The organism is Enterococcus sp. DIV1067f (assembly GCF_050543505.1).
GTDB classification, from domain to species: domain Bacteria; phylum Bacillota; class Bacilli; order Lactobacillales; family Enterococcaceae; genus Enterococcus_D; species Enterococcus_D entomosocium.
The window spans coordinates 3,340,218-3,366,765 of the sequence record NZ_CP172940.1 but is presented as its reverse complement, the minus strand read 5'-3'; the positions used below and the strand labels follow the sequence as shown (position 1 = coordinate 3,366,765).

The window sequence follows — 26,548 nt, the reverse complement described above, 5'->3', positions numbered from 1 at the left end:
TAGGGATCATTTTTTGTTTGTGCTAATCTATTGGCTGCATGGATGGAGAGTCTAGCGAATTGCTAGGATTTGTAGTGATTAAGCGATGGGGGTGAGTGAGACGGTGCGTTCACCTGAATCTGTCCACGATCATTCGATTTTTGTGTGTAATGCCCCGTTTTTATGTGAGGAGGGAATGCTAGGAGCTGCTCGTGTCTTCAGAAGATCGTTTTTGAAGAAGCGGGGAACAATGAGACCTCTTTTTCATGTTCCGCGCTATTTCATGACGAATCGTGAAACAAACGTCTCAGTTTCAGTCCTTCCTATTGAAATAAGCAATAAATTACGAGATATTGAAATCGGTTACAATAGTTTTATCCGGAGAAACTTGATGTGATTGAAAGCCAATTTCTTTCAGGGAGGAAAAATATGAGTGAATCAAAATCTATCATCAATGATCGAATAATGCCTGTAATGGGGAAAATTAGTCAGATAAAAGCGATTCGAGCGATTCAATATGGGGCGATGTCTACCATGCCATTGACATTGGGGGTCAGTCTGATCGCTATTTTAGTCAATCTGCCAGTTGAGCCTTGGTTGGCTTGGTTAGCGCAAACTGGGATCGATGAACATATGCGTGCCACCATCAAGGTGACAATGGAAATTACTGCGTTGTATATGACGTTTATGATTGGTTATCATAATACCAATGAAAGAAATTCAAGTCCTGTGACCGGTGGGATATTATCTTTGGCCTCGTTTTTCGTTTTGATGCCGCAAGTGATTCCCTATGATGGGGGCGAAGTAGCCGGACTAAATTTTGGCTATATCGGCAGTAATGGTATTTTCGGCGGGATGATCGTAGCGCTATTGGTGTCTAGTCTATATTGTGTATTGGACAAAAAAGGCTTGGTCGTTAAACTGCCAAACTCGGTGCCGCCAATGGTTGCGCAGTCGCTTTCGCCGACCTTTATTGCCATTATTATATTTGTACTTGTTTGCTTAGCTCGCATCGGCTTTAGTCTAACTGCGTGGGGCGATTATTTTGATTTTATCAATGGCGTGGTCGGAGCACCGATTATGAACTTGGGGGCAACACCGATTTCGGCGATTATTTTTATGATCACTATTTCGATCTTCTGGTTTTTTGGGATCCATCCCAATACGATCCTCAGTATTTACTTGCCGGTCTTAATGGCTACAGGGGTTGCCAATCTTACTGCTTTTATGGATGGGGAGCCGATGCCGCATTTGGCATTTTCGGCGGTGATGGCTTTTTATTCACTTGGAGGAGCCGGCAATACCTTAGGAATCTCGTTGTTGATTCCCTTTATTTCAAAATCACAGCGCTATAAAACCCTCGGAAAACTCAGCTTGGCACCAGCGATCTTTAACATCAATGAGCCGTTAGTGTTTGGTTTGCCGCTGATGTTAAATCCGATCTTCTTTATTCCGATGGTCAGTACTTCTTTGGTAAATGGGATTATAGGGATCATCGGCTACAATCTTGGGGTGTATGACACACTGAACCCTTCGATCTCACTGCCTTGGATCATGCCAGCCTTCATTGGACCGATCTTGACCATCGGGATCAAAGGTGTGATTGCGGTAGTCATTGCGATTTGTATCAATGGGTTGATCTACTTGCCGTTTTTCTTAAAAGCCGACAAGCTGGCATTGGCGGAAGAGCAAGCGCTTGAAGCTGAGGTTATGGCAGAGAAAGTCACAGAGGCGGTCTAAAGAAAGACAGGAGGATCAGTCAATAACATGAGTTTACCAGAAGGATTTTTATGGGGCGGCGCTACCGCCGCCAATCAATATGAGGGGGGCTTTGATCAAGGCGGCAGAGGACTATCTACATTGGATATTGTTACCAGCGGCAGTCAGGAACAGCCCCGTCAACTTACTGTGAAAGATGCGCAAGGAAAAATCCGCAACATTTCTATGTATGAAGGAATGCCAGCGGATTGCCAAGGATACTTAGACGAAAATCAGTATTATCCTAGCCATCGCGCCACAGATTTTTACCATCATTGGCAAGAAGACATTGCTTTATTTGCTGAACAAGGCTACAAGGCTTATCGGATGTCGATCAGCTGGACACGGATTTTTCCTGATGGAACGAAAGAATCGCTTAATGAAGAAGGAATTCTCTTCTATGAAAGGATCTTCAATGAACTGCTCAAATACGGCATTGAACCAATCGTTACCTTAAATCATTTTGATATGCCGCTGGCTTTAGCCGAAAGTCGTGAAGGATGGCTGGATCGGTGCACGATTGAAGATTTTCTCGATTATGCAGTCTTGTTGTTCGAGCGTTTTAAAGAGCAAGTGAAGTACTGGATCACCTTCAATGAAATCAATTTTTTGAATGGCTATGTTTTTTTAGGGATCAAAGGAAAAGACTTAGGAAAAAGGGCGCAAGCATTGCATCATGTCTTTCTTGCTAGTGCCCGCTGCGTGATGGAAGGGAAAAAAATCAATCCCGATTTTCAAATTGGAATGATGCTTGCCAGTGCTGGTATGTACCCAGAAACCTGTAATCCCAACGACAGTATGCGGGAAATCGAAGTTTCTAGAATGTTCAAGTATCTGTATAGCGATGTTCAGTGCCGTGGCTATTACCCTGAATATGCCTTGAAGGAGTATGAACGAAACGGCTGGCAGCTGGTCATGGAATCAGATGATCTTGCTCTTTTACGCAAAGGAACGGTCGATTTTCTTTCTTTCAGCTACTACAATTCAGCGGTCATCTCCACAAAAGAACAAGAAAAAACGAGCCGTGGCAATATGATGGAAGCGGTAAAGAATCCCTACTTAGAGGAATCGGAGTGGGGTTGGCCGATTGATCCGACAGGTTTGCGGATCGTATTGAACCAATTGTATGATCGCTACCAGCTGCCGTTGTTTATTGTAGAAAACGGCTTAGGCGCACTTGACACTTTTAACGAACAAAAAGAGATCATTGACGATGCGCGTATCGCTTACCTCAGTGCCCATATTGAGCAGATGATCAAAGCGGTTGTACATGATGGCGTGAAACTAATGGGCTATACACCGTGGGGCTGTATTGATATCATATCGGCAGGAACTGGGGAAATGAAAAAACGTTATGGGTTCATTTATGTAGACTTGGATGATGCTGGAAAAGGGACTTTTGCCCGCAAAAAGAAAAAATCCTTTTATTGGTACAAAAAAGTGATTGAATCTAATGGCACCTCAATCCAAGCAAAGTCTTGATTCAACCTGGAGGTTTTTTATGACAAAGACAGAGACTGATACACCTACCCAGATCACGTATTCCGTCCATTGCCAAGGATACGATTGGGGACCGGCAAACCATAAAATTGTGATTGATTTTGGACAAATGATCGATGAGCAAGTAGATGCCTCGTTTTTTGAAGTACTAGGAGAAAAAGAAGGCTTTGATTGGTCGACGAAAATGCCAAAGCAGATAAAAGGCAAGATTGAACTCAAAGAGGCTTATTTATCTGATTCGACAGGACAAAAGCAACCCGTCGATCTGCCGACGACGTGCGTTACATTGGCGTTGCAGGTTCATCCCGATGCCCCTTTGACATCACCCTTTGTCTTTAATCCACAGCTGTTTTTGAATCAAAAGCGACAGACGATGTATACGATTACGCTAAAGAAGCCAATGTGTATTAATGGTTCTTCTTTGAACGACCTCGTTTTGACGAACCAACAGTTTGAAGAAACCGTTTATGAAGGGACCGAGCAATTTCTGCAAAAAGAATTTCTTTATGTAGATGCTGAGTTTGGTGAGATCACTTTACACCATGCACTTTTTGAACCGAAAGATAAAGGTAAGCATCCCCTAATCATTCTTTTGCACGGTGCGGGCGAAGGCGGAATCGATCCTGAAATTGCGCTTTTGGGCAATAAAGTGGTTGCTTGGTCTGATCCCGAAGTACAAGCGATGTTTGGTGGCGCCTATCTTCTGGTTCCTCAAGTGCCAGATATGTGGATGAACGATGGAAGCGGCGGTTACACTCAAGATGGCACCAGCAAGTATACCCGAGCTGTCAGCCGTTTGATTGATGAAACAGTTCAGACCTTTGAAACGATCGATCCAACGCGGATCTATTTAGGCGGCGGCTCCAATGGCGGCTTTATGACCATCAATCTGCTTTTAAGAAAGCCCAATTTTTTCGCGGCAGCTTTTCCTATTTGTCAGGCCTATAAGACAGAATGGCTCGATCAAAGACAACTTGAAGGCCTCAAGGAGGTCCCACTTTGGTTGACTCATGGCATTCACGATCAAGTCGTTTCCTTTAACGAGCATAGTCAGTCATTATATGAAATGCTAAAAGCGATGAACCATCCTGAGCTTCACTTGACTGCTCTGGATGCGATAACAGACGAAACAGGCTACTATCAGGACGATACGGGCGAACCATATCACTACAATGATCATTGGGCATGGATTCCAGTTTATAATGGTGAGATTGCGAATGAAACCCAGTCGTTGTTTCACTGGTTAGCAAAGCAAAAACGATAATGGGTTATCACCTCGGAAGATACCATATATTCCGAGGTGAAATATTTTTTGAGAAAGTTGGGTAAACAATGAATTATCTTGTTTATGATATAGGAGGCAGTTACATCAAATACTGTTTAATGACGGGGGATCGTGAGATTTTCTTCAAAGGGAAAGTAAAAACACCTCTTGAAGAGAAAGCCTGCTTTTTAGTCGCTGTCGAAGAAATTTTTCGGCAATTCGAAGGGCAAGTCGATGGTATCGCCATCAGTATGCCGGGGAAAATTGATGTTTTCAACGGTTATGCCCATACCGCTGGTGTGCTGACCTTTTTAGAACAGACAAACATCGTTGATCTCTTTCATACATTCACTGATTTGCCGATCTCGGTAGAAAATGACGGCAAATGCGCGGCATTGGCAGAATCGTGGGTCGGAGCGCTGGCGCATACAGATCATGGCATCGTCTTGGTCTTTGGCACTGGTGTCGGCGGTGGACTGATCATCAATAATCGCCTACATCGCGGCAGCAGCGGGATCGCTGGCGAGTTTAGTTTTGTCCAGCAAACCGATGCGTACCATCAACCAGCCGCTTATTTCGGTGCTTCTGGCAGTGTTCTGTCGCTGGTTAGTGAAGGAGAACGAGTCAAAGGGATGGAAAAAGGCACGCTCAGTGGTGAGTTGCTGTTTCAACTGATTGAAGAAGGCGACAAAGAACTGCAAGGCGTTCTAGAAAAGTATTGTGATACGATCGCTCTTCATTTGTTCAACCTGCAGTATATTTTTGATCCCGAGACATTTGCTATCGGGGGCGGAATCAGTGAGCAAAAACGATTTATCCAAGAAATCGAAAAAAGCATTGATCGGTTGAAAGAGAAACACACATATCATCTTGCAGTGCCGAAGATCGTTCCGTGCAAGTTTCGAAATGACGCGAATTTGATCGGCGCCTTGATGAATCATCATTTAAATAAAGTGAAAAAAGTAAAACACAACCTTATATGAGCATGGGAGACACTCTGCGTTTAGAAAAAGACCAGAAATCGTTCGGTGCAAAATCGTTTGGGAGATATAGTCATGAATTTATTTGCAAAACTGAATTGTGTTAAATATTTGTCTGATACAGAACACAACATTATTGATTTGATTAATAAGGACCCAGTTGCTTTTACACAGATGACCATTCGTGAGATCAGTTCATTGGCATTTGTTTCTAAAGCTACCATCTATCGTTTTTGCAAAAAGTTGGGGTATTCCGGGTTGAATGAATTGAAATTAATGGTCACTGCCTCTTATGCCGATCAATTACAGCATGCAGATAAAAAAGTAGATTTGAATATTCCATTTGGAAAAACAGATTCTGCGTTTACCGTCATCTCAAATTTAAGAGATTTGTACGAGCGCTCGTTATTTTTGGCAACGACTTTTATCAGTGTCAAGGATCTGCAACAGATTGCCGTGGACTTGATCCATGCTGTCAATATTATTGTGTTTGTCGATGATGAACAGCTGCATGTAGCAAAAATTTTTAAAGATCGAATGGAAAGCTGTGGTGCCAGAGTCACAGTTCCTGCAAATCTCTATCAAAAAATTTCACTTGCACAATCGGCAGGCACCCAAGACATTGCGATATATGCTTCCTATCATCCTGTTCAAAAGCGTCACTTGGAGCTAGCAAAGATTTTAAAAGGCAATCAAGTGAAAATGGTCGTCATCAGCTCATCTGATGACCACTTACTCAATCATCATGGCGATCGCAACCTCGTAGTAGGCCCGATCGATCATGAAAAAGACAAGATCGCTGATTTTGCGATCACGATCATTTTTCAATTTTTGTTTGATTCCATCTACTCTGTTTTCTTTAAAGAGCATTATGAAGAAAACATTGAAAACTTACGTGCCTCTTACTTGAAATATCGGAATATCTGAAAGAGGATCTTGTGCTTGGAAATTGGGTTTTTAAGCGGTGAATAGCTAACTGTGGGACTATTTTCGTTTAGGGGTGGATTATCCGTTAGAGTCTGGAAATGCTGCTTGGCTAAGGGATAGTGTTCATTGAAGGGACTATTCTTTATTAAACAAAAGTTAAAAACTCGATTCCATCATCTGGGATCGAGTTTTTTTGCGTTATTTTCTTCTAGCAGCTCGAAAATAATTGATCCCGGTTCCCGCAAATACTACGAAACTAGCCAATAGGAACAAAAATCCTACGGGGATTAGATAGAAATTTTCATGTAAAATGCCGGATTGATCGATGTATTCCACGGAGCTTGCTTTGATGAAGAAGCAGGCAAAGCCGAATAGTAGTAAAAATGTTCCGATCAAGGTCGTGATCAAATTGAGTTTGGCGCGTCGAGTCTCGCTGCCGTCTTTGATTAGTTTTTCAGTGATCTTGTTCACTTGAGTTCCTCCTAAAATCAATTCATCAAGCGAGAGTTGAAAAATCGTGGCGATGGCAATCAGCATTTCTAAATCTGGTAGATTGCGATTGTTTTCCCAGTTCGAAACGGCTTGTCTCGTCACGTGTAATTGAGTGGCAAATTGTTCTTGGGTCAAGTTATTTCTTGTGCGTACTTCTTTGATTTTTTCGCCAAATTCCATCTTTTTTTCCTTTCGCTGATGTGACTTAAGCATAGTCGAAACCCACGCTGATTCCAAGAAAGCAGGGCTTGCTTCTTGATAAATCAAGGGAAAGTGGTGCTTGCGTCGTTTTTTATCTGCTGTTTTTTTGAGAGGAGCATCGTTTTTATTCTGAGGTCGTGAAAAACGTCTTTGACGAAGTGACCTTGTAGTGTGTTATTTTTTACTGCATATCTTTTTGTTTATTATAGCACTGAGGCTGAGGGGAAGGAAATATGTGGCTTTTTTTCCTCTTGCTTGATTGGTACATGTCCGATACATGACAGTTTATCGAGTGGGGAGCAACGCAACAGCAAGTTTCTTTTCTTAAAGAAAATCACTTAGTTGACAAATAGGGAAACATCTTGTTTAATATACCCCGAGGGGTATAAGAAAGGAGCAAGAAATGTTTTCATTATTTAAACGCATACCAAGTATGTCAACAGCAGATTTACAAAAAGAAGGAGCCAAAGAATGGACGGTTCTGGATGTTCGCACGCCGGCGGAGTACCGTAGCGGGCACATTGCCTACGCCAAAAATGTACCGTTAAACAAGATTGCGGGCTTCACTAAAAAAGGTGACAAGAAACTGGCAGTCATTTGCCAATCAGGGATGCGAAGCAAACAAGCAGCCAAAATCCTAAATAAAAAGGGGTTTGATGTGGTCAATGTTCGCGGTGGCATGAATCAATGGCGGGGAACAACCAAAGGAGGAAAGTAACGATGGAAAAAATAGTTATTGTCGGTGGGGTAGCAGGAGGAATGTCTGCAGCAACGCGCTTACGTCGGCTTAAAGAAGTAGCGGAGATCATTATTTTTGAAAAAGGTCCTTTTGTCTCTTTTGCGAATTGTGGACTGCCGTATGCCATTTCTGGTGAGATCGAAGAGCGAGACGCCTTATTGGTCCAAACACCTGAGGCATTAAAAAAACGGTTTAACCTAGATGTGCGGCCTCTTCATGAAGTGCTGGCGATCGATCCGGAGGAGAAAACGGTCACGGTCAAACATGGCGAACAGGTCTTCACGGAATCTTATGATGCGTTGATTTTATCACCGGGGGCAAAACCGCTAGTACCAGCGATCAAAGGGCTAGAAGAAGCAACCAACGCCTTTTCTTTGCGCAATGTTCCTGACTTAGACCAAATCATGACACATCTTGAAGACAAAAAGCCTCAAAAAGCGACGATCATTGGCGCTGGGTTTATTGGGTTAGAAGTCGCTGAAAATTTACATAAAAAAGGCCTACAAGTAACGATCGTGGAAAAAGCACCCCACGTATTGCCACCTTTGGATGAAGAAATGGCGGTGTATGTCAAAAATGAATTGATCAAGCAAGGGGTCAATGTTTTGACCTCGCAGTCAGCGACCGCTTTTGAAAAAGCAGGGCAAGAAATCGTTCTGGAGGATGGAACGGTTCTGGCTTCAGACATCACGATTCTTTCGGTGGGTGTCCAACCAGAAACGGATTTGGCGAAACGTGCTGGTATCCAATTAGGACACCGGGGGGGTATCCTGGTAGATGAGCAATACCAAACCAGCAAGAAAGACATTTACGCGGTGGGAGATGCCATCGTTGTGAAACAACAAATCACTAACGAAGACACGCTGATCTCCTTGGCGTCACCAGCCAATCGCCAAGGTCGGCAAGTGGCTGATGTATTGGGAGGACTGACTCGCAAAAACAAAGGCAGTATTGGGACGGCGATCGTGCGCGTATTCGATCTTGCCGCAGCGTCCACTGGGTTGAGTGAGCGCAGTGCCAAACTGGCGGGGCTAAATCCTCAGGTGGTTCATCTTTCAGGCAAAGACCATGCTGGGTATTATCCTGATGCGACGGATATTTATTTGAAGCTGATTTTTGATGCTGACACTGGAAACATCTATGGTGCGCAAGGCATCGGTGCCAAAGGGGTCGATAAACGGATCGATATTTTGGCAACAGCGATCAAAGGCGGCTTAACGATCTTTGACTTGCCTGAACTGGAATTCACCTACGCGCCGCCTTTTGGCTCAGCGAAAGATCCAGTGAATATGATTGGCTATGCAGCGATCAATCTGGCAGAAGGAATCAGTGAGAATATCCAATGGCACGAATTGACGGAGGCCTTAGAAAACGGTAAGCAGTTGTTGGATGTTCGTTCAGAGATGGAATTAGCCAATAATGGGCGTTTTCAAGAGGCGCTCCACATTCCGTTAGATGAATTGAGAGATCGGTTGTCTGAATTGGATCCAAGTGTTTCGTATGTTGTTACGTGTCATAGCGGATTGAGAAGCTACATTGCCGAACGCATCTTAAAACAAGCGGGCATCAATTGTCAAAACCTCGATGGTGCCTTTTCGTTGTATAATACTATTAAGCCGGAGATGATTATTCATGATTAAAGCCATATCTATGGAGGAATTTACCCAAAAAGAAAAACGTGAGGCGCTTGAGATCCTTGATGTCAGAGAAGTTGATGAGTTTGCACAAGGACACATCAAAACAGCACAAAACCTACCGTTGAGCGAGCTTACGGAACAAATCAGCAACTTAAAGAAGGATAAAAATTACTATGTCATCTGTCATTCAGGGGCTCGTTCGCAAATGGCGTCTGAGTTTTTGAACCAGCAAGGGTTTCAAGTGACCAATGTCCTCGGCGGCATGTCAGCATGGAGAGGAGAAATCAAACGATGACCGCATGCAACAAAGATATTTTGAATCGGTTAAAACGAACCGAAGGCCAGTTGCGGGGGATTCAAAAAATGATCGAAGACGAGAAAGAATGCGTCGATGTCATCACGCAATTGTCCGCCGTCAGTTCCAGCGTCAACCGTATTATGGGGATCATTGTCGCTGAGAATTTGAAAAATTGTTTGGAAAATCCAGACAGCGACACGGAAACCCAAAAGCAGAAAATCGATCAAGCCGTTCAGCTGATCGTGAAGAAATAGCGGGATTTTTGACAGTGTTACGACTTAGTTTTGTTTGAAAGAGTCTGTTTGTCATCTAGATGTAAGATTCGAAGCTGACCGCAAAAGAAGGGAAATACCTATTTTGCGGTTTTTTGTACATAAAAAAATGATTGCGTTTTCTTTTTTTGGATGCTATGATTAATTTAAGAAATAAATAGTGATTTTTTTTATGTGTATGTGACTGTACGGCAGGCAAGGCATAATAAAATCAATTTTGCGAAGGTTCGCAGATTTGATTTTATTATGCCTTTTTTTACGCTCAGAAAGGAGGAAGGAGAAGAATACATGTATTTGATTAAGAAGGTTTTGAATGTAAACGTTATTATTGTTGAGAAAGACAACAAAGATGTTATTGCTTTTGGCAAGGGTATCGGTTATCAGCAAAAGAAAGGTCAATTGATTTCGGAAGAGAAAATCTCTAAATTTTATCTTCCGATTGAAGATAATCGAATGGAGTCCTTGATCACTTTTATGAACAATGTACCTGTAAAGTATATCGAGCTAGCGTATGAAGTCATCCAAGAAGCGGAGAAATATCTAGATACGGAGTTATCTGCTAATACACTCTTTTCACTGACCGATCATATTTATTTTACTGTCGAGAGGATCAGAGACAATGTCATTATGACTTCTTCAATGTATTGGGAGTTCAAACGATTTTATCCTGAAGAATTTCAGGCTGCTCAAAAAGGTGTTGCCATTATTGAAAAAGCACTTGGTGTTTCTTTGAATGAACAAGAAGCAGCGAACATTACTTTCCATATCATTAACGGAAATAGTCGCTCAGCAATTCATGCCAATGCTATCCAAATCACAAAAATCGTGACAAATATTTTAAAGTCTGTACAAATGTTGGTGAAGAAAAAATTGGATAGCCACAGTCTGCACTATGAGCGTCTGGTTACACATGCCAAATTTTTTGCAGAACGCTATTTAACGAACACGATGTTAAACAATGATGCAGTTTTAATAAAGACAGTCTCTACGCTGTATCAAGAACCGATGGCCTATAGTCAGCGAATAAAACGGACTTTAGAAGAAATCTATGAGAAACCAATCACTGAAGAAGAAATTGCATATTTAGCTATTCATATTAATAGACTATTACTATCACAAAATGAGGAGTGAACCAAATGGTTGATAAAAAGAAAGAATCAGTAGACAAAATCATTCAATCGATCGGTGGAGAGAAAAATATTAACGCGGTCTATCATTGTGCAACTCGCCTTCGCTTCCAGTTAAAAGATACCACGCAATTCAATCAAGCACAGGCGAAGGAAATTCCAGGAGTACTAGGGACCAAATTGACTGGAGATGAAGTACAATTTGTGATTGGCGGAGAAGTAGGAAATTACTATTCGACTGTAATCAATCAGTATAAAATCACGGAAAAAAACAGTGATGAAGCTGCAGATACACCTAAAAACGGACTTGTGAAACGAATCGTCGAAAACATTGTTGGTGTAATGGCGCCAATCATTACAGCATTGATCGGATTTGGTTTAATTCGGGCGGTTTTAGCTTTACTGGTCCTTTTGGGATTGAGTAGAGAAAGTTTAAATTATCAAATCATCAATATGATTGGAGACGCCGCCTTTTACTTTTTGCCTTTTTTAATTGCGGCCAGTGCGGCACGGCAATTTAAAACCAATCTTTATTTAGCATTGGGGATCACAGGTGTCTTATTACATCCAACATTTCAGAGTCTGGTTGCCTCGGATGTTTCTATGCAGCTGTTTGGGCTTCCGATACGTGAAGCCGCTTATTCAGGAACGGTTATCCCAATCATCTTGATCGTCTGGGTTATGAGTTATGTTGATCGTTTATCTGAAAAGATCATTCCAAGTGTTTTAAAAACCATGTTGAAGCCGCTTTTTATCGTGATCATCATGGCTCCGCTCGCACTGATGATCTTAGGACCCATCGGCGCGATTTTTGGAGATGGATTGTTCTTTGTTGTGGATTATCTGCGAGTGACTGTTCCATGGCTCGTGCCGACACTGATGGGCATCTTCACGCCTTTATTAGTAATGGTTGGTATGCACACGGCTTTGACTCCGATTGCGCAAGTCTCCTTTTCAACCGTAGGCTTTGAAATCGTCCAAGGACCAGGTATGTTAGCAAGCAACATTTCGCAAGCGGGTGCCGCCTTTGGGGTATTTGTTAAAACCAAAGACAAACAGATGAAACAAATTGCTTTTTCCAGCGGCATCACGGCGCTGTCTGGTATCACGGAACCTGCGCTGTACGGGGTTAACTTGAAACTGAAAAAACCACTGATTTATGTGATGATCTCAGGTGGAATTGCTGGTTTTTATGCGGGTATCAGCGGACTAGTCCGCTATTCATTCGGATCGCCAGGGCTTTTGACCTTGCCGGTATTTTTCGGAGAGGATGCCTCTAATATTGTAAAAGCAGCCATAACATTGGCGTTAGCTTTTTCGATATCATTTGTTTTGACAGTCATTTTTGGTTTTGAAGAGAGTATTGAAGAAGATATGAAAAAGTTGGAGAAGCCTTCACCGATTGTTTTAGAAAAACGGACAGCGGCTGAAGAAGCATTGATTCAAGGCTTTGTCCGCGGCAGCGTTTTGCCGTTGAGTGAAGTAGCTGATGAGGTTTTTGCCACCGAACAAATGGGTCCAGGGCTAGCGATCGATCCTGTGTCGGGAGAATTCCATTCACCGATTGAAGGCACGATAACAACTGTCTTTCCAACAAAACATGCCATCGGGTTGCGGCATGATAATGGATTAGAAATGTTACTGCATATTGGATTAGATACAGTGAAACTGGATGGAGAGGGATTTGAACTTTTTATTGAGGAAGGTCAGCGAGTAAAGGCGGGTGATTTGCTAGCCCGTGTTGATATTGATTTTATCAAGTCTAAAGGCTACGATCCAACTTCTGTTTTGATTTTTATGAACAATCAGAATGAACCGGTATTTTTTGAGCACGATGAATTGATTGATTACTCGAATAAATTAGTAACAATTATTTAGAAGAAAGAAGGGGAAAAAATGAAAGCAAAATTTCCAGATGGATTTTATTGGGGTGGGGCGACAGCTGCTAATCAATTAGAAGGAGCGTATCAAGCGAACGGCAAAGGAATGTCAATTAGTGATCTGCTTCTGGGAGGCGATGTGAAAACGCCTCGGCGAATCACCACAGAAATTGAAGAAGGTGCTTTTTATCCAAGTCATGAGGCGATTGATCATTTTCATCGATACAAAGAGGATATTGCTTTATTTGCAGAGATGGGATTTAAGCTGTATCGCTTTTCTATCGCATGGACTCGTATTTTTCCGACCGGTTTAGAGAAAGTACCAAATGAAGAAGGGTTAAAGTTTTACGACGATTTGATCGCAGAATTAAAGAAATACGAGATAGAGCCGATGGTCTCATTGTCTCATTATGAATCACCGATAGAAATGACAAAGCAGTTTAATGGCTGGGAAAGCAGAGAAATGATTGAAGCGTATGAAAGATTCGCCAAGACGGTCATTGATCGCTATCAAGATGATGTGAGATATTGGCTGACGTTCAATGAAATCAATATTTTATCCAGAGATGTAGGGGTGGGTACGTATTTAGGAGGAGGAATGTATCCAAAGGATATTGATGATTTTTTGAATACTAAAAATATCGATAACAGCAAGCAGCGGTTTCAGGCGCTCCACCACCAATTCGTTGCAAGTGCCCGAGTGATCAAGTACGCAAAAAGTCTACACAAAAATTTGCACATGGGCTGTATGATTGCCTATCGAATGATTTATCCGTTGTCTTCTCATCCAGAGGATATTCGTTTCGCACAAGAGATGACTAATATCAGTAATTTTTACTGTGGTGATGTTCAAGTGAAAGGTCGCTATCCATATTTTGCTAAAAAGTTTTGGCAAGATAGAGGGATCGATCTTACTATCGAAGCAGGAGATTTAGAAGTACTGAAAGAGGGCACTGTTGATTTCTATACGTTTTCTTACTACCAATCTTCTACTGTGACTAAAGTAAATGATCAAGCCGAAAAGCAAACGGGGAATTTTTTCAATGGAGTTAAAAATCCGCATCTTACAGCGAGTGAATGGGGCTGGGAAATCGATCCATTAGGATTGCGCATCGCGTTAAATCAAATTTATGAACGCTATGAAATTCCCTTGATGGTGGTCGAAAATGGGTTAGGTGCAATAGATACCCTCATTGAAAAAAATGGTGAATATACAGTCGAGGATGATTATCGTATCGACTATTTACGAAGACATATTAAGGCAATGGCTGATGCTATTGCAGATGGCGTCGATCTTATCGGATATACTTCTTGGGGGCCCATCGACCTTGTTTCAGCAGGAACTGGACAAATGGCAAAACGCTATGGGTTTATTTATGTAGACAAGCACGACAATGGGACTGGCTCGTTGGCTCGCTATAAGAAAAAGTCCTTTTATTGGTACAAAAAAGTGATTCAATCAAATGGTGAAGGAATTAATTAAGATAATCGAAAATTCATTTTTTTACAGAAAAAACGAAGGCCCAACTGTGCCTTCGCTTTTTGTCACCCGGAATTGGATCGGGGAATGGGGGATTAATTTTGGGTGACTTCTTCGTAAAATATAGCATTGCGTTCTGCAATCAGTTGGGTTTCCCTTCGCTCTAATTCGAGAAAGGTTTCGTCTGCCAGCAATTCGGCCGCGGAGTAGCCGGCCGCCAAGAAGTTTTCTGCATAGGTCAATTTCTGATTCGTGATGTTTCTTCGTTGCTCGGCAATGACGAGCAGCTGTTTCACATTCATACACTCACTCCATTCTTTTATAAAAAGCAAGTACTAAAAGAGGACAGCTAATAATACTTGCAAGTCAACGGTGAAGGCGGGATATCAATCATGCTCGGCTATTCATAAATAAGAGAAATACGGTAGGTTCGTTTCTGATTGGTCGTTTTATACGGAAGCTGCTTTGTACTAAGTATAAAAAAATTTCCCCCGTAGCAACAGAACCTAGTCGTTTACATTAAGCAACGATTGGTTTACATTACTCGGACAAGTGGGTGTTACAAGAAAAACAAGTAATTTTTTCCAGGGAAACGGCGGGATTTGACGACAAAAAAACCTGCGATCGCCTCAGGCGGGTAGCAGGTTTCACGGGCTAGTAGAAATAGCTTAAACGGTTTGTTTTGCTGGGCGCAGCAAGACTTCGCTGATCGCCACATGTTTGGGCTGTTGAATGGCATAAACCACGGCATTTGCTACATCTTCTGGCGTTAGGCTGTTGCCTTCTACGCGAGAGGTTTCTTTCAAGGCTGCTTCTAGTTGAGCATTACCTACGGTTTCAAACAATTCCGTGGAGACCATTCCCGGAGAGACGATGGTGGAACGAATGCCATGTTCACGTTCTTCTTGGCGCAAACCTTCCATGATTGCACGAACCGCAAACTTTGTCCCGTTGTACACGGCAGATCCCGGGTAAATGACATGTCCAGCAACTGAGTCAGTGGCGATGATCAAGCCGTCTTGTTGTTTTTGCATGATGGGCAGCACAGCGCCGATCCCGTTCAATACCCCCATGATATTGATATCCAGCATTTTTTGCCAGCTGTCATAGTTCAACTCTGCCAAGTTTCCTTGAGGCATGATGCCAGCATTATTGAAAAGGACATCAATCCGACCAAAGGAGGTCATGGCTAAATCAATGACTTGTTGGACTTGTTCGCGATTCGTGACATCGGCTGTTTGATACAAGACATTTTCTCCTAGTTTTTCAGCCAGTGCTTTGATGCGCTCTTCACGGCGGGCGGCGATTACTACTTTTGCCCCTTGTTCGGCTAGCTTAACGGCGGTTGCTTCCCCAATTCCTGAAGAGGCTCCCATAATTACGATAACTTTTTCTTTGATTTCTGTCATTTGTCTTTCCTCCAGTGAATGATTTTTTCATCGAATCCTGCTGCTGCCAAACCCAAACCTGCGAGATGACGGGTGATTGACAGTACAGTGCTTGCGGTGTATTTTTATTGTAGAACCTGAAGTTAGGTTTAGGTCAAGCGATAAACAAAACTTTTTTAGGAGCGATGCAAGTGAGTTACTCGATTGGTGAAGTATCAAAAACGACTAACATCCCCATCTCGACACTACGTTACTACGATCGAGAAGGAATGTTTCCGAATATGGCCCGTAGCAATGGCGGCATTCGGGTGTTTTCAGAAAAAGAAGTGGCGACGATCAAAGTGATCGATTGTTTGAAGAATACCGGCATGCCCATCAAAGACATCAAGAATTTCTTGGATTGGGGCGAAGAAGGCGATGCGTCTTTGCAGAAACGACAGCAGCTGTTTCATGAACGTTTGGAAGAAGTCACCAAGCAAATGGCAGCCTTGCAAGAAACGATGAATACGATCAAATACAAATGCTGGTACTACGATACAGCGATGGCAGCAGGTACCGAGGCGGTAGTAAAAGAGTTGCCGCTAGAAGAAATACCAGAAGAAGTCCGATCATACAAACTGTAAGTCCATCGAAAAACCACCTGCTGTTTTTGCAGGTGGTTTTTCGATTGTACTAGTTTTGCTGGGAAAATAAACCTTGCCAGTTGCCGTTTTCTAATGAAAGACTGACAATCCTACGAAAATGGGCTCTGTTATTCAGTAGCGCTACTCAATAACCCCCACTGGAATCAAATAGCGGGGTTCATTTTCCGTCGGCAGTTGTAATAATTCTTTGAGTTCATGATCCGTGAAGGCGCCGATCGGCACAGCGCCTAAGCCTAACGCTTGGGCTTGTAAAAGGACGTTTTGGGCTGAATGACCGACTTCGATATAGGCATAGCGTTCGATTCCTCGGTCCCCATAGCGCTCAATCAGTCGTTCATAAACCACTGTATAAAGCAATGTGGCAGGTGCCCGTTGGATCGCTTGCTGATCCAACGAACCTTCCGCCAATGCGGTCCGAAAATCGCCGGCAAGAACTTTTGCTAAGGTATGCTGCTCAGGTTGATACAGATAAAGCCCTGGCTCAAGCCCTGTTACCTGTGTAACCACGACATAGAGGTCTAAGGGATACAAGGCACCAGCCGAAGGCGCTGTCCGGCGACCATCTTCTGTAGTGACACCGGCAGCGGCCCATAAAAGCTGTGCCAGCTGTTCTTGTGTTAGCTCGGTGTCTTGAAAATCCCGTTGCGAGCGCCGATTGAAGAGAGCTTCCGCCACACTGGTTTCCCCATCTAAGATCGGTTGCGGCAATGGAAAAGTTTCATAGGAAACCGCTGGTTCAAAAGGAGTGACCGTGTCAGTAGTCGGTTGTTCTTCAATTGGTGCCGTATCCGCACTGCAGCCAGTGAGGAGTAAGCCCAACACCAAAAAAGCGCCTAAATGAACAAAGCGAAATCGTTTGTAACGGATCATGAGGATTCCTCCTTTTTACTATGGACTTCGTGTTATTTATAAGTATAACAAGGATTGCTTTTCCATGCGCTTTTATTCACAAATGTGAGAGCTGTGGCACCCGCATCAGCTCAATCAGGTCATAGGGAAAGCAGACTTTTTAATATTTTCTAAAGGCTTTAAAAGTATTGCCATCGAGAAATCGTCTAGATTTTGTTCTGGCTCTTTCAATCAATGATCATTGGAAAAGAGTGTAGCAAATGCCAGAATGTTATCTAAAGGAAGACAAGCATCATAATATGGGGAACAACCCTTCGAGGAGCTTTCTGGAATCAATAAAGCCCCCTTGTCTCTTGCGACAAAGGGGGCGGGACTAACTATTCATTTCTGCGACTTCTTCCTCCATATCAAATTCTAACTGTTTGGCAGCATTGAGCTGGTCGCTATAGTAGCTGGCAAGCTCTTCAGCAGATTGCGGTGTTAGATTGTTGAAGGCAAAAGTTACATAGGAGCCATGATCCTCTAGACAAATCGAATTGATAGTGAAGCGACGCTTATCATCGTAAAAGACGTAACTTTCACCTGGTACGAAGGTTTGCTCGGGATGAGTCCGGACACGGAAGCCATTGAAACTCATTTGATACATTTCGAACGTCTTCGCATCATAAGAAAGCTGACGATTGATGGCGATACTCAAGGCTTCACTATCACTTTCGATAAAACGGTTTTTCCCGATCAAAATGGCATAAAACAAGCCATAGAGGTTATAGATCGACCAAATCAAGGTCACGATATAGCCGAATTCATAGCCTTCTCCTCGGTACAAACGATACCCAGCTACCAGACAGGCAAAGGAAATCCAAGTAAAGAGGATGATGTGGGGCAAGACGGTTCGCCAATCAAAGGCGTTGCTGCCGACGATCTCTTTTTTGGTCACGTTGAATTTTTTCTGTGATTTCATAAATTCTTTGATCAATGCCCCAGTGTGGATAGGAGCGACAAAGCAATCATAGATGTGGGAACTTGTCAGGTTCCTGATCTTAGGGACATACAGCCGAAACGACAGGGAAATCATAATGAAAGGCGGTAAAAAGAACAACAATAATTGGTGATTGTTGCTTCTGACGATAAAGATATCAAAAACCATAAATAAGGTTGGTGCCAATAAAAAGATGATTTTTTGGAAAGAGGTAAACCAATACAAATAGGAGTTGTAATAACAAAGTTTTTGCATAAAAGACAACCCTTTTAACCGGCGCGGTTTGAAGTGGTCAAAAATTTGTTTCGTTCCTTGCGCCCACCGAGTCCGTTGTGAGGTCAGCTCTTTGGCAGTGTAAGGAGTGATCCCCAAGGCATAGGCTTTATTGATAAAAATCGTTTCATAGCCGGCGTCTTGTAAAAGCATCCCGGTCGCCATATCTTCGGTGATACTGCTGGTAGGAACACCGCCGATCTCTTCAAGGGCACTGCGACGAATGATGGCATTGGTACCGATATGGATCAAAGCATTCTCACGAGAAAGTGCTGGTTCTAGAAAGCGCATGAATAATTCCTGTTCGTTGTACATGGATTTGCGCAGTAATTGAAAGGGATCTTTGTTATAAAATGTTTGTGGATATTGCACCAATGCGACTTTAGGATTGCGGAAATAGTCGACAGCTTCAAAAATAATGTTCTTTTTGACGATAAAGTCAGCATCCAGAAGCAAAATCAAGTCACTGCTGGTTTGGGACAAGGCATAGTTGATATTCCCAGCTTTGGCATTGGCATTTCCTTCGCGGGTCAAATAGCCGAGATTCATTCGCTCGGCCATTTCTTTTAGTTCTTCTCGATGGCCATCATCGCAGATATAGATTTTTTTATTAGGGTATTTCAAGGCTTTGACAGCTAGTGCCGTGGCGATCACCAGCTTGATGTCTTCATTGTAAGTACAAATAAAAGCGGCGACACTTGGCAAGAATTCTTCTGCTTCATCCCCCTCGTAGCGGTATTCTTTTGAGAGCTTATTGGAAAAAAGGTAAACAAAAAAGCCATAGACAAATAAACCAATGACTTCCGCAATATAGAGAATGATCCCAAATACTAGTGAAGCAGAACTATCAATCGGGATCGTGAAAAATAAACGCCAAACCAAGTAAATAAACAGAAAAGTAATCGTGATCTTCGAAAACAGCTGTTTGATGCGATTATTTTTCTTTGCCAGGAAATACAACAAGAAAATGACCAAAAACAACCCAGATAAATAAACCAATTCCAAACCAATCTCCTCCTTTGTTATACTAAAATAGTAATAAGTTTTTAAAAATAAATCAAAGTAAACGATTGCATGTTTTTTAACATGTAAGAAAGAAGAAGGAGGACAAGTATGAAGAAGCGAAAAAAAGGCCATAAAAAAACCCTCCAGCAACGAATTGCTGGAGGGTTTCATTTAATTGGCAGCTGCCAATGCTGCTTGGTTTTGTTTGGCATGATAGGCTTCCACCTCTAGGATTGCCTGTTTAAACATTTCTCGCGTGATCTCATAAGGCACGTGGACGATGTCATTGGTGGTCATTGCTTTGTCTAAGATCGCCTCAAGGTCGCTGGTGTCGTTAAGGCCCATATCCGCTAGGCAAACCGGCAGTTTATTTTCCTTCATAAAGGCGTAGATGCGTTGGAAGAGGGCATCTTGCTGATCGAGCTGCAACAAGGCCAAAACGCCGTAACTAACGGAAGCACCATGTAAATAGTCTTCCATTTTTTCCAAAACGGTCGTTCCGTAGTAAAAGGAATGGGCAAGGGCAGAGTTGTAATCATTGATGACTAAGACGGAAACTAAGCCGGTGGTCACGATGATATCCAAGACGACTTGCTCAATGGCATAAGATGGCTGATTGGCGGCACTGTCTTTCAAGGCTTGTGTGCCGTATTGCAATAAGCGTTCCGTGCACATTTTGCCGATTTGGATGCCTAACCCATCGGTGTAGTCTAACTCATCGCCCCGCGCTGAAAACGTCGATTCGATCTCTTTGGAGAGGGCATCGCCGATTCCTGCCCATAAGTACTTGTCGGGGGCCTGGGCGATGATCTCACTGTCGATAAAGGCATGGGTCGGTGGTTGCGAAGGGAAAAACAGCCCTTGCATCTCGCCGTTTTCTTTATAGATGACACAGACCGCGGTGACTGGTGAGCAGTTGGAGCCGATCGTTGGAAAGGTGAAGACTGGTTTGCCTGCTTTTTCTCCAACCACTTTGACGGTATCGCAAACGCGGCCGCCGCCAACGGCGAATAGAACATCGGCGGCTTGGACGCTTGGATTGGCTAACAGCTGATCGACGTTTTCATAGGTCGAGTTGCCGCCGTACCACAAGGTATCCGTCACTTTGACTTCTGACGTTAAACCGGCTTTGATCTTGTCTTCGGCTTTTTCAAGGGCGGTTTTTCCGCCGATGATCACGGCATTGGTGCCGTATGGTTTTACGATGTCATTTACTTTTTCGTAGGCGTCCGCCCCGATTGTGTAGTTTGGCAAAAAGATACTTTGACTCATACTGTTTTCCTTCTTTCTTGGCCACGAGATTGGCTAAAATTGGTCCGGTAATTTGATGGATCACCATGCCGACTGCGGCAGGGGTAACGGCTGCAGCAATGGCGGCAAAGTGGGCATTGGCTAACGAGATCGCTAGGCCGGTATTTTTCATTCCTAATTGAAACATGATGGATTTGGCTTGGGTGGCACTGACGCCCATCACACGGCTCAGACCATAGCCTGCACCGTAGCCAATCAAGTTATGGAGCAAGACTAAGAAAATCACGATCAAGCCAGATTGGACGATGACGGCACCGTTGCGAGCGACAGTTCCGGCAACGATCAATAAGATACTAACGGAAGAAATCAACACAAATGATTGCAGAAATCGCTCGATGTGCTTGGCAATGAGTTTGTGGACGATCACCCCTAAAATGATCGGCAAAAGCACCATCTGCAAGACAGACAAGAGCATTTCCCAGAAGGAGATCTCAGTATACTGACCAGCCAAGATGTAAACCAAAAAGGGGGTAACGACGGTCGCTAACAAGGTCGATACCGTGGTCATGGAAACGGTGAGGGCGACATCGCCTTTGCCGATAAAGGTCATGACATTGCTGGCGGTTCCACCAGAAACGCAACCCAGTAGGACAAACCCGATGATCAAACCGGAAGAAAGACCAAACAGCTGCGCTAAGCCGTAAGCCACCAAAGGACTGATGGTGAACTGGAAAAGCACCCCTAAGATGAATGCTTTAGGCTGTAAGACGACCATTTTAAAAGCAGCAACGTTTAAAGTCATCCCCATACAAAACATGATGATGCTCAAAAGAATCGTTGTACGAGGCGGAATCCATAAGAAGGGTTGCGGGAAAAAATAAGAGACGATCATCAATAAAATCATGATATAGATCAAATACTTGTTTACAAAAGCAGCGATCGTGTTGACGGTTTTCATAAGAAAAATCATCCTTCCTTTTTCTGCTTGACCAATCAAGTGTTCAAACAGAAGGGGTCTTTAGAATAAGTGCAGTGCATAACCGCGGGGAATCGGCAGCAGTTGTTCAACGAGCGTTTTGGATCTATCTGACATCAATGTGTCAGTTTGCAAAAGGCCGCTTCCTTGAAAATGGGTATAAAAAAACACTCCATCTCAAGAAGTTGATCTTCTTTTTGGATGCAATGTGAATAGGGACTCTTTGAATGTATAAATCAAACAGTCCCGGCTATAATAATAAAATAATTCGTTTGCTAACATTGGTGCAGGTCATATACGCCACCGTCCTTTTCTTTATTTGGAATTTTCTAAATATTTAAATTATTTCTACCTAGTCTACAAAAGAGTCAAGGCTTTGTCAATCGTTTGAGAAAATTTTTTCATTTTTTTGGGTGTTTTTTTAAAAACATGGGTTTCTATGGGGAAAAATAGCAAGAATTGGTTTGTGCTGTGCCTTTTTCTCCTTCCTTTAGAAACAGAATAGTTGTTGGATCTAGGTTTTTGTCCTACGATGATACTAGAAAGAGTTGGAAAAAGAATCGAGAGGAGTAAAGAAAATGAAAATTTTTGTCGTTGGTGCTACCGGACGGGTGGGCCAAAAATTGATCGCCTTTCTAGAAAAACAAGGACACATCGTTTATGCTGGTGCGCGCAGCAGTGAGAAAATCACAGAAACGGAGAATATCAAGCCCGTGTTCTTTGATTTACACACGGAACCGGAAGAGATGGCGGCCAAATTCGCAGATGCGGAAGCGGTATACTTCGTGGCGGGTTCCCGAGGCAAAGACTTGCTGCAATCTGATCTGTATGGTGCGGTCAAAGTGATGCAAGCCGCTGAATCAAAAGGAATCAAGCGCTACATCCACCTTAGCTCAGCCTATGCCTTAGAACCTGAACAGTGGCAAAGGGAAGGCATGGCGTCATTGATGGATTACACGATCGCCAAATTTTTCTCTGATCGCTGGCTGATCGACAATACCTCACTAGACTATACGATTTTGCAGCCGGGTGCGTTGAAAGAAACACCAGGATCTAGTTTGATCGAGATCAGTGAAACGACCTCTGGTGCGATCCCCATCGAGGATGTCGCCGTATTGTTAGGTGAAATGCTGGAACGTCCAGCAACTTATCAAAAAGTCATCAAAGTCCAAGCAGGAGAAACACCGATCAGCGAGGCACTGGATCAGCTTTAAGGCGTGCCTTTGGGCTTGAAGAGAATGTACTGAAGGAACTGCACGGCAGCGAATCGTTGTCGTGCGGCTTTTTTTCGTAAAACTTTGAGATGCCCCTTCATTGCTATGAAAGCGATGACTCTTGACTTTGGAAAAATAGTTTGTTACGCTTATTGCTAACTTTAGAGGGGGTGGTAAACGAATGTCAAGCGACTCGAGTGACGGTGAGCAGAAACACTATTTTGACTTGCCTTACTTTTTAATTGAATAGGAGACCAACAACAGCGCGTTATTTAGGAGTAGTTTCTAAATAAGGGGCTTATTTGCGTTATCCATCAATGAAAAAAGAAAAGGAAGAAGAATAAATGAATAAAAAAGAGTTTCAATTATCAGTGTCAGAAACAATCGAACAGTATCAGGTGCCCTCTATCGATCAGGGATTGACTGAGGCGCAAGTAACCGAGCGGTTAGAAACCTACGGATTGAATCAATTAGCGGTCAAAAAAACCGCCAAGTGGCGTTTGCTGCTGCGACAATTCCATAACACGATCATCTACATTTTGATTTTCTCCGCCATCTTAACGCTGCTGATGGGGCATTTCTCTGATGCCGTGATTATTGGCATCGTCGTACTGGTCAATGCGTTGATCGGTTATTACCAAGAAGCCAATGCTTCCGATGCGTTAGAGCGGATCAAAGAGATGCTATCAGCAGAAGCCACGGTCTATCGGAATGGGATTCGTCAAGATATTCCAGCTGCCGAAGTCGTTCCGGGGGATGTCGTATTCTTAGAAGCCGGCGACAATGTGCCTGCGGATCTGCGGATCATCGAAGCCGATAACTTGCGTATCCAAGAATCCGCCTTGACTGGTGAAGCCGATTCGGTGGAAAAAATAACAGATGCCTTAGTGGATGAAGCAACCCCATTAGCAGAACAACGGAATTTGGCGTTTGCTTCAACTTCCGTGACGTCAGGAAGCGGGAAAGGGATCGTGATCGCTACCGGCGCCACGACTGAGATCGGGAAAATCTCCACAGAAGTCAACCAAACAGAAGAACGAAAAACGCCGTTAATGAAAGAGATCGATGGACTGGGGAAAGGCATCACCTATGTGATCATGGGCGTGGCAGTCTTGCTGTTTATCGTCAGTTTGTTCCAGCAAACCTATGCGATCTCTGTCTTGTCCTTAGCCGTCGTCACCATGATCGTCGGTTCGATCCCAGAAGGATTGCCCGCAACGACCTCGGTGGTTTTGGCGATGGGTGTCAGTGATATGGCAAAAAACAAGCACACCATCATCAAAACACTGCCAGCGGTTGAAACGCTAGGCTCAGTGGATGTGATCGCGACGGATAAGACCGGTACCCTGACCAAAAATGAAATGACAGTTAAAGACATCGTATTGGCTGAGCAGGAATACGAAGTGACGGGTGACGGCTATGCGCCGGTGGGCGTGATTCGTCCAAAGCAGGAGGACGTTCGCACGCAAGACATCTTGCAGTTGTTTTTGGAAGCTGGCTACGAAGCCAACGATACGGTATTGGTGCCAGAAGGAAATCACTGGACGATCAATGGGGAACCAACAGACGGCTCCTTTTTGACGCTGTATCATAAGCAATTTGCCTATCCGCAAGCACCCGCTTACCAAGAACTGGATATGCTACCCTTTGATTCGGACAACCGCTACATGGCGAAACTAGTGGCAAACCCTGCGGGGGAACGCTTGTTATTTGTTAAAGGCTCCCCAGATAAATTGTTTGAAATGGTGCAAAAACAAGCGGCACCTTTTGATGAAGCCTATTGGACAGGCCATGTCCGCCGCTTGTCGGCAGAAGGCAAACGAGTGGTAGCGGTGGGCTATCAGAAAGTTTCGATTGATCACATTGATGAAACGATTTTTGAGCAAGGGCTGCAGTTACTAGGGATCGCCGGGATCATCGATCCGCCGCGAGAAGAAGTGATTGCCTCCCTGAAGGAAATGAACCAAGCCGGTGTTCAAGTGAAAATGATCACTGGGGATCACCCTCTGACCGCCAAAGCGATTGGGGAAAAGCTTGGCTTAGCGGATGAGATTCACGTCGTGACTGGTGCCGAGTTGGATCAGATGAGTGAAGCCGAATTTCAAGATGCTGCCTTGACGAATCAAGTCTTTGCACGAACCACACCGAAAAATAAATTGGACATTATCAAAGCGCTACAAGCCAAAGGCAAAGTCACGGCGATGACAGGGGACGGTGTTAACGATGCCCCTGCGTTGAAGCGGGCGGATATCGGTGTAGCGATGGGGATCAGCGGCACGGATGTAGCCAAAGATTCTGCTGATATGATCTTGACTGATGACAATTTCGGTACCATGTCCTTAGCGATTCGCGAAGGACGGAGGATCTATGACAACATCAAAAAGAGCATTCTGTTTCTGTTGCCGACATCTTTTGCCGAAGGGCTGATCATTGCCTTTACGATCATGATGCAAAAAGAATTGCCGTTGCAGGCGACACAACTGCTGTGGATCAACATGGTTTCTGCTATTACGATCCAGTTTGCGTTTATCTTTGAACCAGCAGAGTCTGGGATCATGAGCCGCAAACCGCGAAAGACAGGCAATAAATTGTTGAATCGCCACGATATTTGGCAGATGGCGTATGTATCGATCTTGATGGCAGTCATCAGTTTGATCGCTCATGACTGGCTCTTGCTGCAAGGCGTCAGCGAAGCCGTTGCTAGTACCATGATGGTCAATATCGTGGTCTTAAGTAAGATTTTTTATTTGTTCAACATCCGTACCAGTGCACCAGCGTTTTCTAAAGCTTCCTTCACCAATCCAAAAGCGTTCGTGATCATTGGTGTGATGCTGGTTCTGCAACTGTTATTGACCTATGTTCCATTTATGCAAAGCGCCTTTCATACGGAGGACATGTCCTTGATCGGCTGGGTCATCTCAGCAGCTTCCGGGATGGTCGTCTTACTCGTGACGGAGTTCGATAAATGGCTTCGCTCAAGAAAAAATATTTAACCTAGGTTTTCTTGTATTTTTTTTCAGGCAAAATCGCCTTGCTGCAGCTTAGGAAAATGGCGGAACGACAAGGGATTTCTGCTGTCGTTGTTTTGGGGTTGCCAAAAGAAAAAACCAAGAGGAATTCCTATTGGCTTGTAATCAGGCCTATTGACAAACAAAAATGGTCAGGCTAAAATGCACATGAATTGAATAGTATTCTTCGGGGCAGGGTGTAATTCCCGACCGACGGTGACAAGTGCAATGCTTGAAGTCCGTGACCCGCATAGCTATGCGGTGGAGCCAGTGTGAATCTGGCACCGACAGTGAAAGTCTGGATGGGAGAAGAAAAACCACAAAATTTCAAGGGGCGCAGTGCGTCTAAAATTGATTTTTGCCGGTCTTGTTTGTCTATGCCTCGTGAGATTCTCACGAGGCATTTTTTTATTGAAAGGAGGAAGGA

The 26,548-nt window shown here is 43.6% G+C and carries 22 protein-coding genes and 1 riboswitch; of the genes, 15 read left to right on the top strand and 7 right to left on the bottom strand.

The genetic code is table 11. From position 1 onward, the window contains the following. Nucleotides 1-408: 408 nt before the first annotated feature. The 5 genes from IGJ42_RS15650 to IGJ42_RS15630 all read left to right on the top strand — a co-directional run bounded on the left by IGJ42_RS15650 (nucleotide 409) and on the right by IGJ42_RS15630 (nucleotide 6,408). The gene (locus tag IGJ42_RS15650; RefSeq protein WP_429946865.1) at nucleotides 409-1,719 is read left to right on the top strand and encodes a PTS sugar transporter subunit IIC; all 1,311 of its coding nucleotides are present in this window, start codon (nucleotides 409-411) and stop codon (nucleotides 1,717-1,719) included. A gap of 27 nt (nucleotides 1,720-1,746) precedes the next feature. Next, nucleotides 1,747-3,219 (top strand): glycoside hydrolase family 1 protein, encoded by a 1,473-nt coding sequence (locus IGJ42_RS15645; protein ID WP_429946864.1) that lies wholly within the window; start codon nucleotides 1,747-1,749, stop codon nucleotides 3,217-3,219. Between the two features lie 19 nt (nucleotides 3,220-3,238). Further along, nucleotides 3,239-4,501 (top strand): prolyl oligopeptidase family serine peptidase, encoded by a 1,263-nt coding sequence (locus IGJ42_RS15640; RefSeq protein ID WP_430615791.1) that lies wholly within the window; start codon nucleotides 3,239-3,241, stop codon nucleotides 4,499-4,501. Nucleotides 4,502-4,569: 68 nt separating this feature from the next. Continuing rightward, nucleotides 4,570-5,484, top strand: coding sequence for an ROK family protein (locus tag IGJ42_RS15635; RefSeq protein WP_016620279.1), 915 nt, complete (start codon nucleotides 4,570-4,572; stop codon nucleotides 5,482-5,484). 72 nt (nucleotides 5,485-5,556) lie between these two features. After that, nucleotides 5,557-6,408, top strand: coding sequence for a MurR/RpiR family transcriptional regulator (locus IGJ42_RS15630; protein ID WP_042890882.1), 852 nt, complete (start codon nucleotides 5,557-5,559; stop codon nucleotides 6,406-6,408). A 198-nt stretch (nucleotides 6,409-6,606) separates the two neighbouring features. Here the strand turns inward: IGJ42_RS15630 and IGJ42_RS15625 are convergent, their stop codons facing one another. After that, entirely contained in the window at nucleotides 6,607-7,080 is a 474-nt protein-coding gene (locus IGJ42_RS15625) for a DUF3955 domain-containing protein (RefSeq protein ID WP_052533231.1), read from the bottom strand. Nucleotides 7,081-7,504: 424 nt separating this feature from the next. Here IGJ42_RS15625 and IGJ42_RS15620 point away from each other — a divergent pair, with 424 nt between their 5' ends. The 7 genes from IGJ42_RS15620 to IGJ42_RS15590 all read left to right on the top strand — a co-directional run bounded on the left by IGJ42_RS15620 (nucleotide 7,505) and on the right by IGJ42_RS15590 (nucleotide 14,537). Next, nucleotides 7,505-7,819, top strand: a complete 315-nt coding sequence (locus tag IGJ42_RS15620; RefSeq protein WP_086316654.1) for a rhodanese-like domain-containing protein — start codon at nucleotides 7,505-7,507, stop codon at nucleotides 7,817-7,819. 2 nt (nucleotides 7,820-7,821) lie between these two features. Beyond that, on the top strand, nucleotides 7,822-9,480 hold the full coding sequence (locus IGJ42_RS15615) for an FAD-dependent oxidoreductase (protein WP_086332749.1): 1,659 nt from the start codon (nucleotides 7,822-7,824) through the stop codon (nucleotides 9,478-9,480). Continuing rightward, nucleotides 9,473-9,772: a rhodanese-like domain-containing protein gene (locus IGJ42_RS15610; RefSeq protein WP_086332748.1), complete on the top strand. Its 300-nt coding sequence runs from the start codon at nucleotides 9,473-9,475 to the stop codon at nucleotides 9,770-9,772. Before IGJ42_RS15615 ends, IGJ42_RS15610 begins: the two co-directional genes overlap by 8 nt. Continuing rightward, nucleotides 9,769-10,029 (top strand): metal-sensitive transcriptional regulator, encoded by a 261-nt coding sequence (locus IGJ42_RS15605; RefSeq protein ID WP_005230585.1) that lies wholly within the window; start codon nucleotides 9,769-9,771, stop codon nucleotides 10,027-10,029. Before IGJ42_RS15610 ends, IGJ42_RS15605 begins: the two co-directional genes overlap by 4 nt. Nucleotides 10,030-10,335: 306 nt before the next feature. Then, nucleotides 10,336-11,178 carry a PRD domain-containing protein gene (locus tag IGJ42_RS15600; protein WP_042890884.1) on the top strand — a complete coding sequence of 281 codons (843 nt, stop codon included), beginning with the start codon at nucleotides 10,336-10,338 and terminating at the stop codon, nucleotides 11,176-11,178. Between the two features lie 5 nt (nucleotides 11,179-11,183). After that, on the top strand, nucleotides 11,184-13,052 hold the full coding sequence (locus tag IGJ42_RS15595) for a beta-glucoside-specific PTS transporter subunit IIABC (RefSeq protein WP_042890886.1): 1,869 nt from the start codon (nucleotides 11,184-11,186) through the stop codon (nucleotides 13,050-13,052). Nucleotides 13,053-13,070: 18 nt separating this feature from the next. Beyond that, nucleotides 13,071-14,537 (top strand): glycoside hydrolase family 1 protein, encoded by a 1,467-nt coding sequence (locus IGJ42_RS15590; RefSeq protein WP_140966170.1) that lies wholly within the window; start codon nucleotides 13,071-13,073, stop codon nucleotides 14,535-14,537. A gap of 92 nt (nucleotides 14,538-14,629) precedes the next feature. On the opposite strand, the gene IGJ42_RS15585 is transcribed toward IGJ42_RS15590, so the two are convergent. Both IGJ42_RS15585 and IGJ42_RS15580 read right to left on the bottom strand, forming a co-directional pair. Next, nucleotides 14,630-14,836: a hypothetical protein gene (locus IGJ42_RS15585; RefSeq protein WP_016620287.1), complete on the bottom strand. Its 207-nt coding sequence runs from the start codon at nucleotides 14,834-14,836 to the stop codon at nucleotides 14,630-14,632. A 366-nt stretch (nucleotides 14,837-15,202) separates the two neighbouring features. Next, nucleotides 15,203-15,943 carry an SDR family oxidoreductase gene (locus IGJ42_RS15580; protein WP_008380252.1) on the bottom strand — a complete coding sequence of 247 codons (741 nt, stop codon included), beginning with the start codon at nucleotides 15,941-15,943 and terminating at the stop codon, nucleotides 15,203-15,205. A 164-nt stretch (nucleotides 15,944-16,107) separates the two neighbouring features. Here IGJ42_RS15580 and IGJ42_RS15575 point away from each other — a divergent pair, with 164 nt between their 5' ends. Next, on the top strand, nucleotides 16,108-16,545 hold the full coding sequence (locus tag IGJ42_RS15575) for a MerR family transcriptional regulator (protein ID WP_086298802.1): 438 nt from the start codon (nucleotides 16,108-16,110) through the stop codon (nucleotides 16,543-16,545). A 141-nt stretch (nucleotides 16,546-16,686) separates the two neighbouring features. On the opposite strand, the gene IGJ42_RS15570 is transcribed toward IGJ42_RS15575, so the two are convergent. From IGJ42_RS15570 to IGJ42_RS15555, 4 genes are all read right to left on the bottom strand, one after another. After that, complete coding sequence (locus IGJ42_RS15570) at nucleotides 16,687-17,436, bottom strand: SagB/ThcOx family dehydrogenase (protein WP_429946861.1); 750 nt, start codon at nucleotides 17,434-17,436, stop codon at nucleotides 16,687-16,689. Nucleotides 17,437-17,788: 352 nt separating this feature from the next. Next, entirely contained in the window at nucleotides 17,789-19,672 is a 1,884-nt protein-coding gene (locus IGJ42_RS15565; protein ID WP_196044159.1) for a glycosyltransferase family 2 protein, read from the bottom strand. Nucleotides 19,673-19,843: 171 nt separating this feature from the next. Continuing rightward, entirely contained in the window at nucleotides 19,844-20,944 is a 1,101-nt protein-coding gene (locus tag IGJ42_RS15560; protein ID WP_429946860.1) for an iron-containing alcohol dehydrogenase family protein, read from the bottom strand. Beyond that, nucleotides 20,880-21,881, bottom strand: a complete 1,002-nt coding sequence (locus tag IGJ42_RS15555) for a bile acid:sodium symporter family protein (RefSeq protein WP_005233246.1) — start codon at nucleotides 21,879-21,881, stop codon at nucleotides 20,880-20,882. The genes IGJ42_RS15560 and IGJ42_RS15555 overlap by 65 nt, the downstream gene beginning before the upstream one ends. 596 nt (nucleotides 21,882-22,477) lie before the next feature. Here IGJ42_RS15555 and IGJ42_RS15550 point away from each other — a divergent pair. Next, a complete protein-coding gene (locus IGJ42_RS15550; RefSeq protein WP_005233250.1) occupies nucleotides 22,478-23,113 on the top strand; it encodes an NAD(P)H-binding protein in 636 nt (211 codons plus the stop codon). Nucleotides 23,114-23,457: 344 nt separating this feature from the next. Beyond that, on the top strand, nucleotides 23,458-26,106 hold the full coding sequence (locus IGJ42_RS15545) for an HAD-IC family P-type ATPase (protein WP_429946858.1): 2,649 nt from the start codon (nucleotides 23,458-23,460) through the stop codon (nucleotides 26,104-26,106). A 194-nt stretch (nucleotides 26,107-26,300) separates the two neighbouring features. Beyond that, a riboswitch (FMN riboswitch) is annotated at nucleotides 26,301-26,439 on the top strand. Nucleotides 26,440-26,548 lie beyond the last annotated feature (109 nt).

Bases quoted from the DNA above. Each gene is read 5' to 3' on its own strand.
- IGJ42_RS15650 (WP_429946865.1), top strand. From the start codon at position 409: ATGAGTGAATCAAAATCTATCATCAATGATCGAATAATGCCTGTAATG.
- IGJ42_RS15645 (WP_429946864.1), top strand. From the start codon at position 1,747: ATGAGTTTACCAGAAGGATTTTTATGGGGCGGCGCTACCGCCGCCAAT.
- IGJ42_RS15640 (WP_430615791.1), top strand. From the start codon at position 3,239: ATGACAAAGACAGAGACTGATACACCTACCCAGATCACGTATTCCGTC.
- IGJ42_RS15635 (WP_016620279.1), top strand. From the start codon at position 4,570: ATGAATTATCTTGTTTATGATATAGGAGGCAGTTACATCAAATACTGT.
- IGJ42_RS15630 (WP_042890882.1), top strand. From the start codon at position 5,557: ATGAATTTATTTGCAAAACTGAATTGTGTTAAATATTTGTCTGATACA.
- IGJ42_RS15625 (WP_052533231.1), bottom strand. From the start codon at position 7,080: ATGGAATTTGGCGAAAAAATCAAAGAAGTACGCACAAGAAATAACTTG.
- IGJ42_RS15620 (WP_086316654.1), top strand. From the start codon at position 7,505: ATGTTTTCATTATTTAAACGCATACCAAGTATGTCAACAGCAGATTTA.
- IGJ42_RS15615 (WP_086332749.1), top strand. From the start codon at position 7,822: ATGGAAAAAATAGTTATTGTCGGTGGGGTAGCAGGAGGAATGTCTGCA.
- IGJ42_RS15610 (WP_086332748.1), top strand. From the start codon at position 9,473: ATGATTAAAGCCATATCTATGGAGGAATTTACCCAAAAAGAAAAACGT.
- IGJ42_RS15605 (WP_005230585.1), top strand. From the start codon at position 9,769: ATGACCGCATGCAACAAAGATATTTTGAATCGGTTAAAACGAACCGAA.
- IGJ42_RS15600 (WP_042890884.1), top strand. From the start codon at position 10,336: ATGTATTTGATTAAGAAGGTTTTGAATGTAAACGTTATTATTGTTGAG.
- IGJ42_RS15595 (WP_042890886.1), top strand. From the start codon at position 11,184: ATGGTTGATAAAAAGAAAGAATCAGTAGACAAAATCATTCAATCGATC.
- IGJ42_RS15590 (WP_140966170.1), top strand. From the start codon at position 13,071: ATGAAAGCAAAATTTCCAGATGGATTTTATTGGGGTGGGGCGACAGCT.
- IGJ42_RS15585 (WP_016620287.1), bottom strand. From the start codon at position 14,836: ATGAATGTGAAACAGCTGCTCGTCATTGCCGAGCAACGAAGAAACATC.
- IGJ42_RS15580 (WP_008380252.1), bottom strand. From the start codon at position 15,943: ATGACAGAAATCAAAGAAAAAGTTATCGTAATTATGGGAGCCTCTTCA.
- IGJ42_RS15575 (WP_086298802.1), top strand. From the start codon at position 16,108: ATGCAAGTGAGTTACTCGATTGGTGAAGTATCAAAAACGACTAACATC.
- IGJ42_RS15570 (WP_429946861.1), bottom strand. From the start codon at position 17,436: ATGATCCGTTACAAACGATTTCGCTTTGTTCATTTAGGCGCTTTTTTG.
- IGJ42_RS15560 (WP_429946860.1), bottom strand. From the start codon at position 20,944: ATGAGTCAAAGTATCTTTTTGCCAAACTACACAATCGGGGCGGACGCC.
- IGJ42_RS15555 (WP_005233246.1), bottom strand. From the start codon at position 21,881: ATGAAAACCGTCAACACGATCGCTGCTTTTGTAAACAAGTATTTGATC.
- IGJ42_RS15550 (WP_005233250.1), top strand. From the start codon at position 22,478: ATGAAAATTTTTGTCGTTGGTGCTACCGGACGGGTGGGCCAAAAATTG.
- IGJ42_RS15545 (WP_429946858.1), top strand. From the start codon at position 23,458: ATGAATAAAAAAGAGTTTCAATTATCAGTGTCAGAAACAATCGAACAG.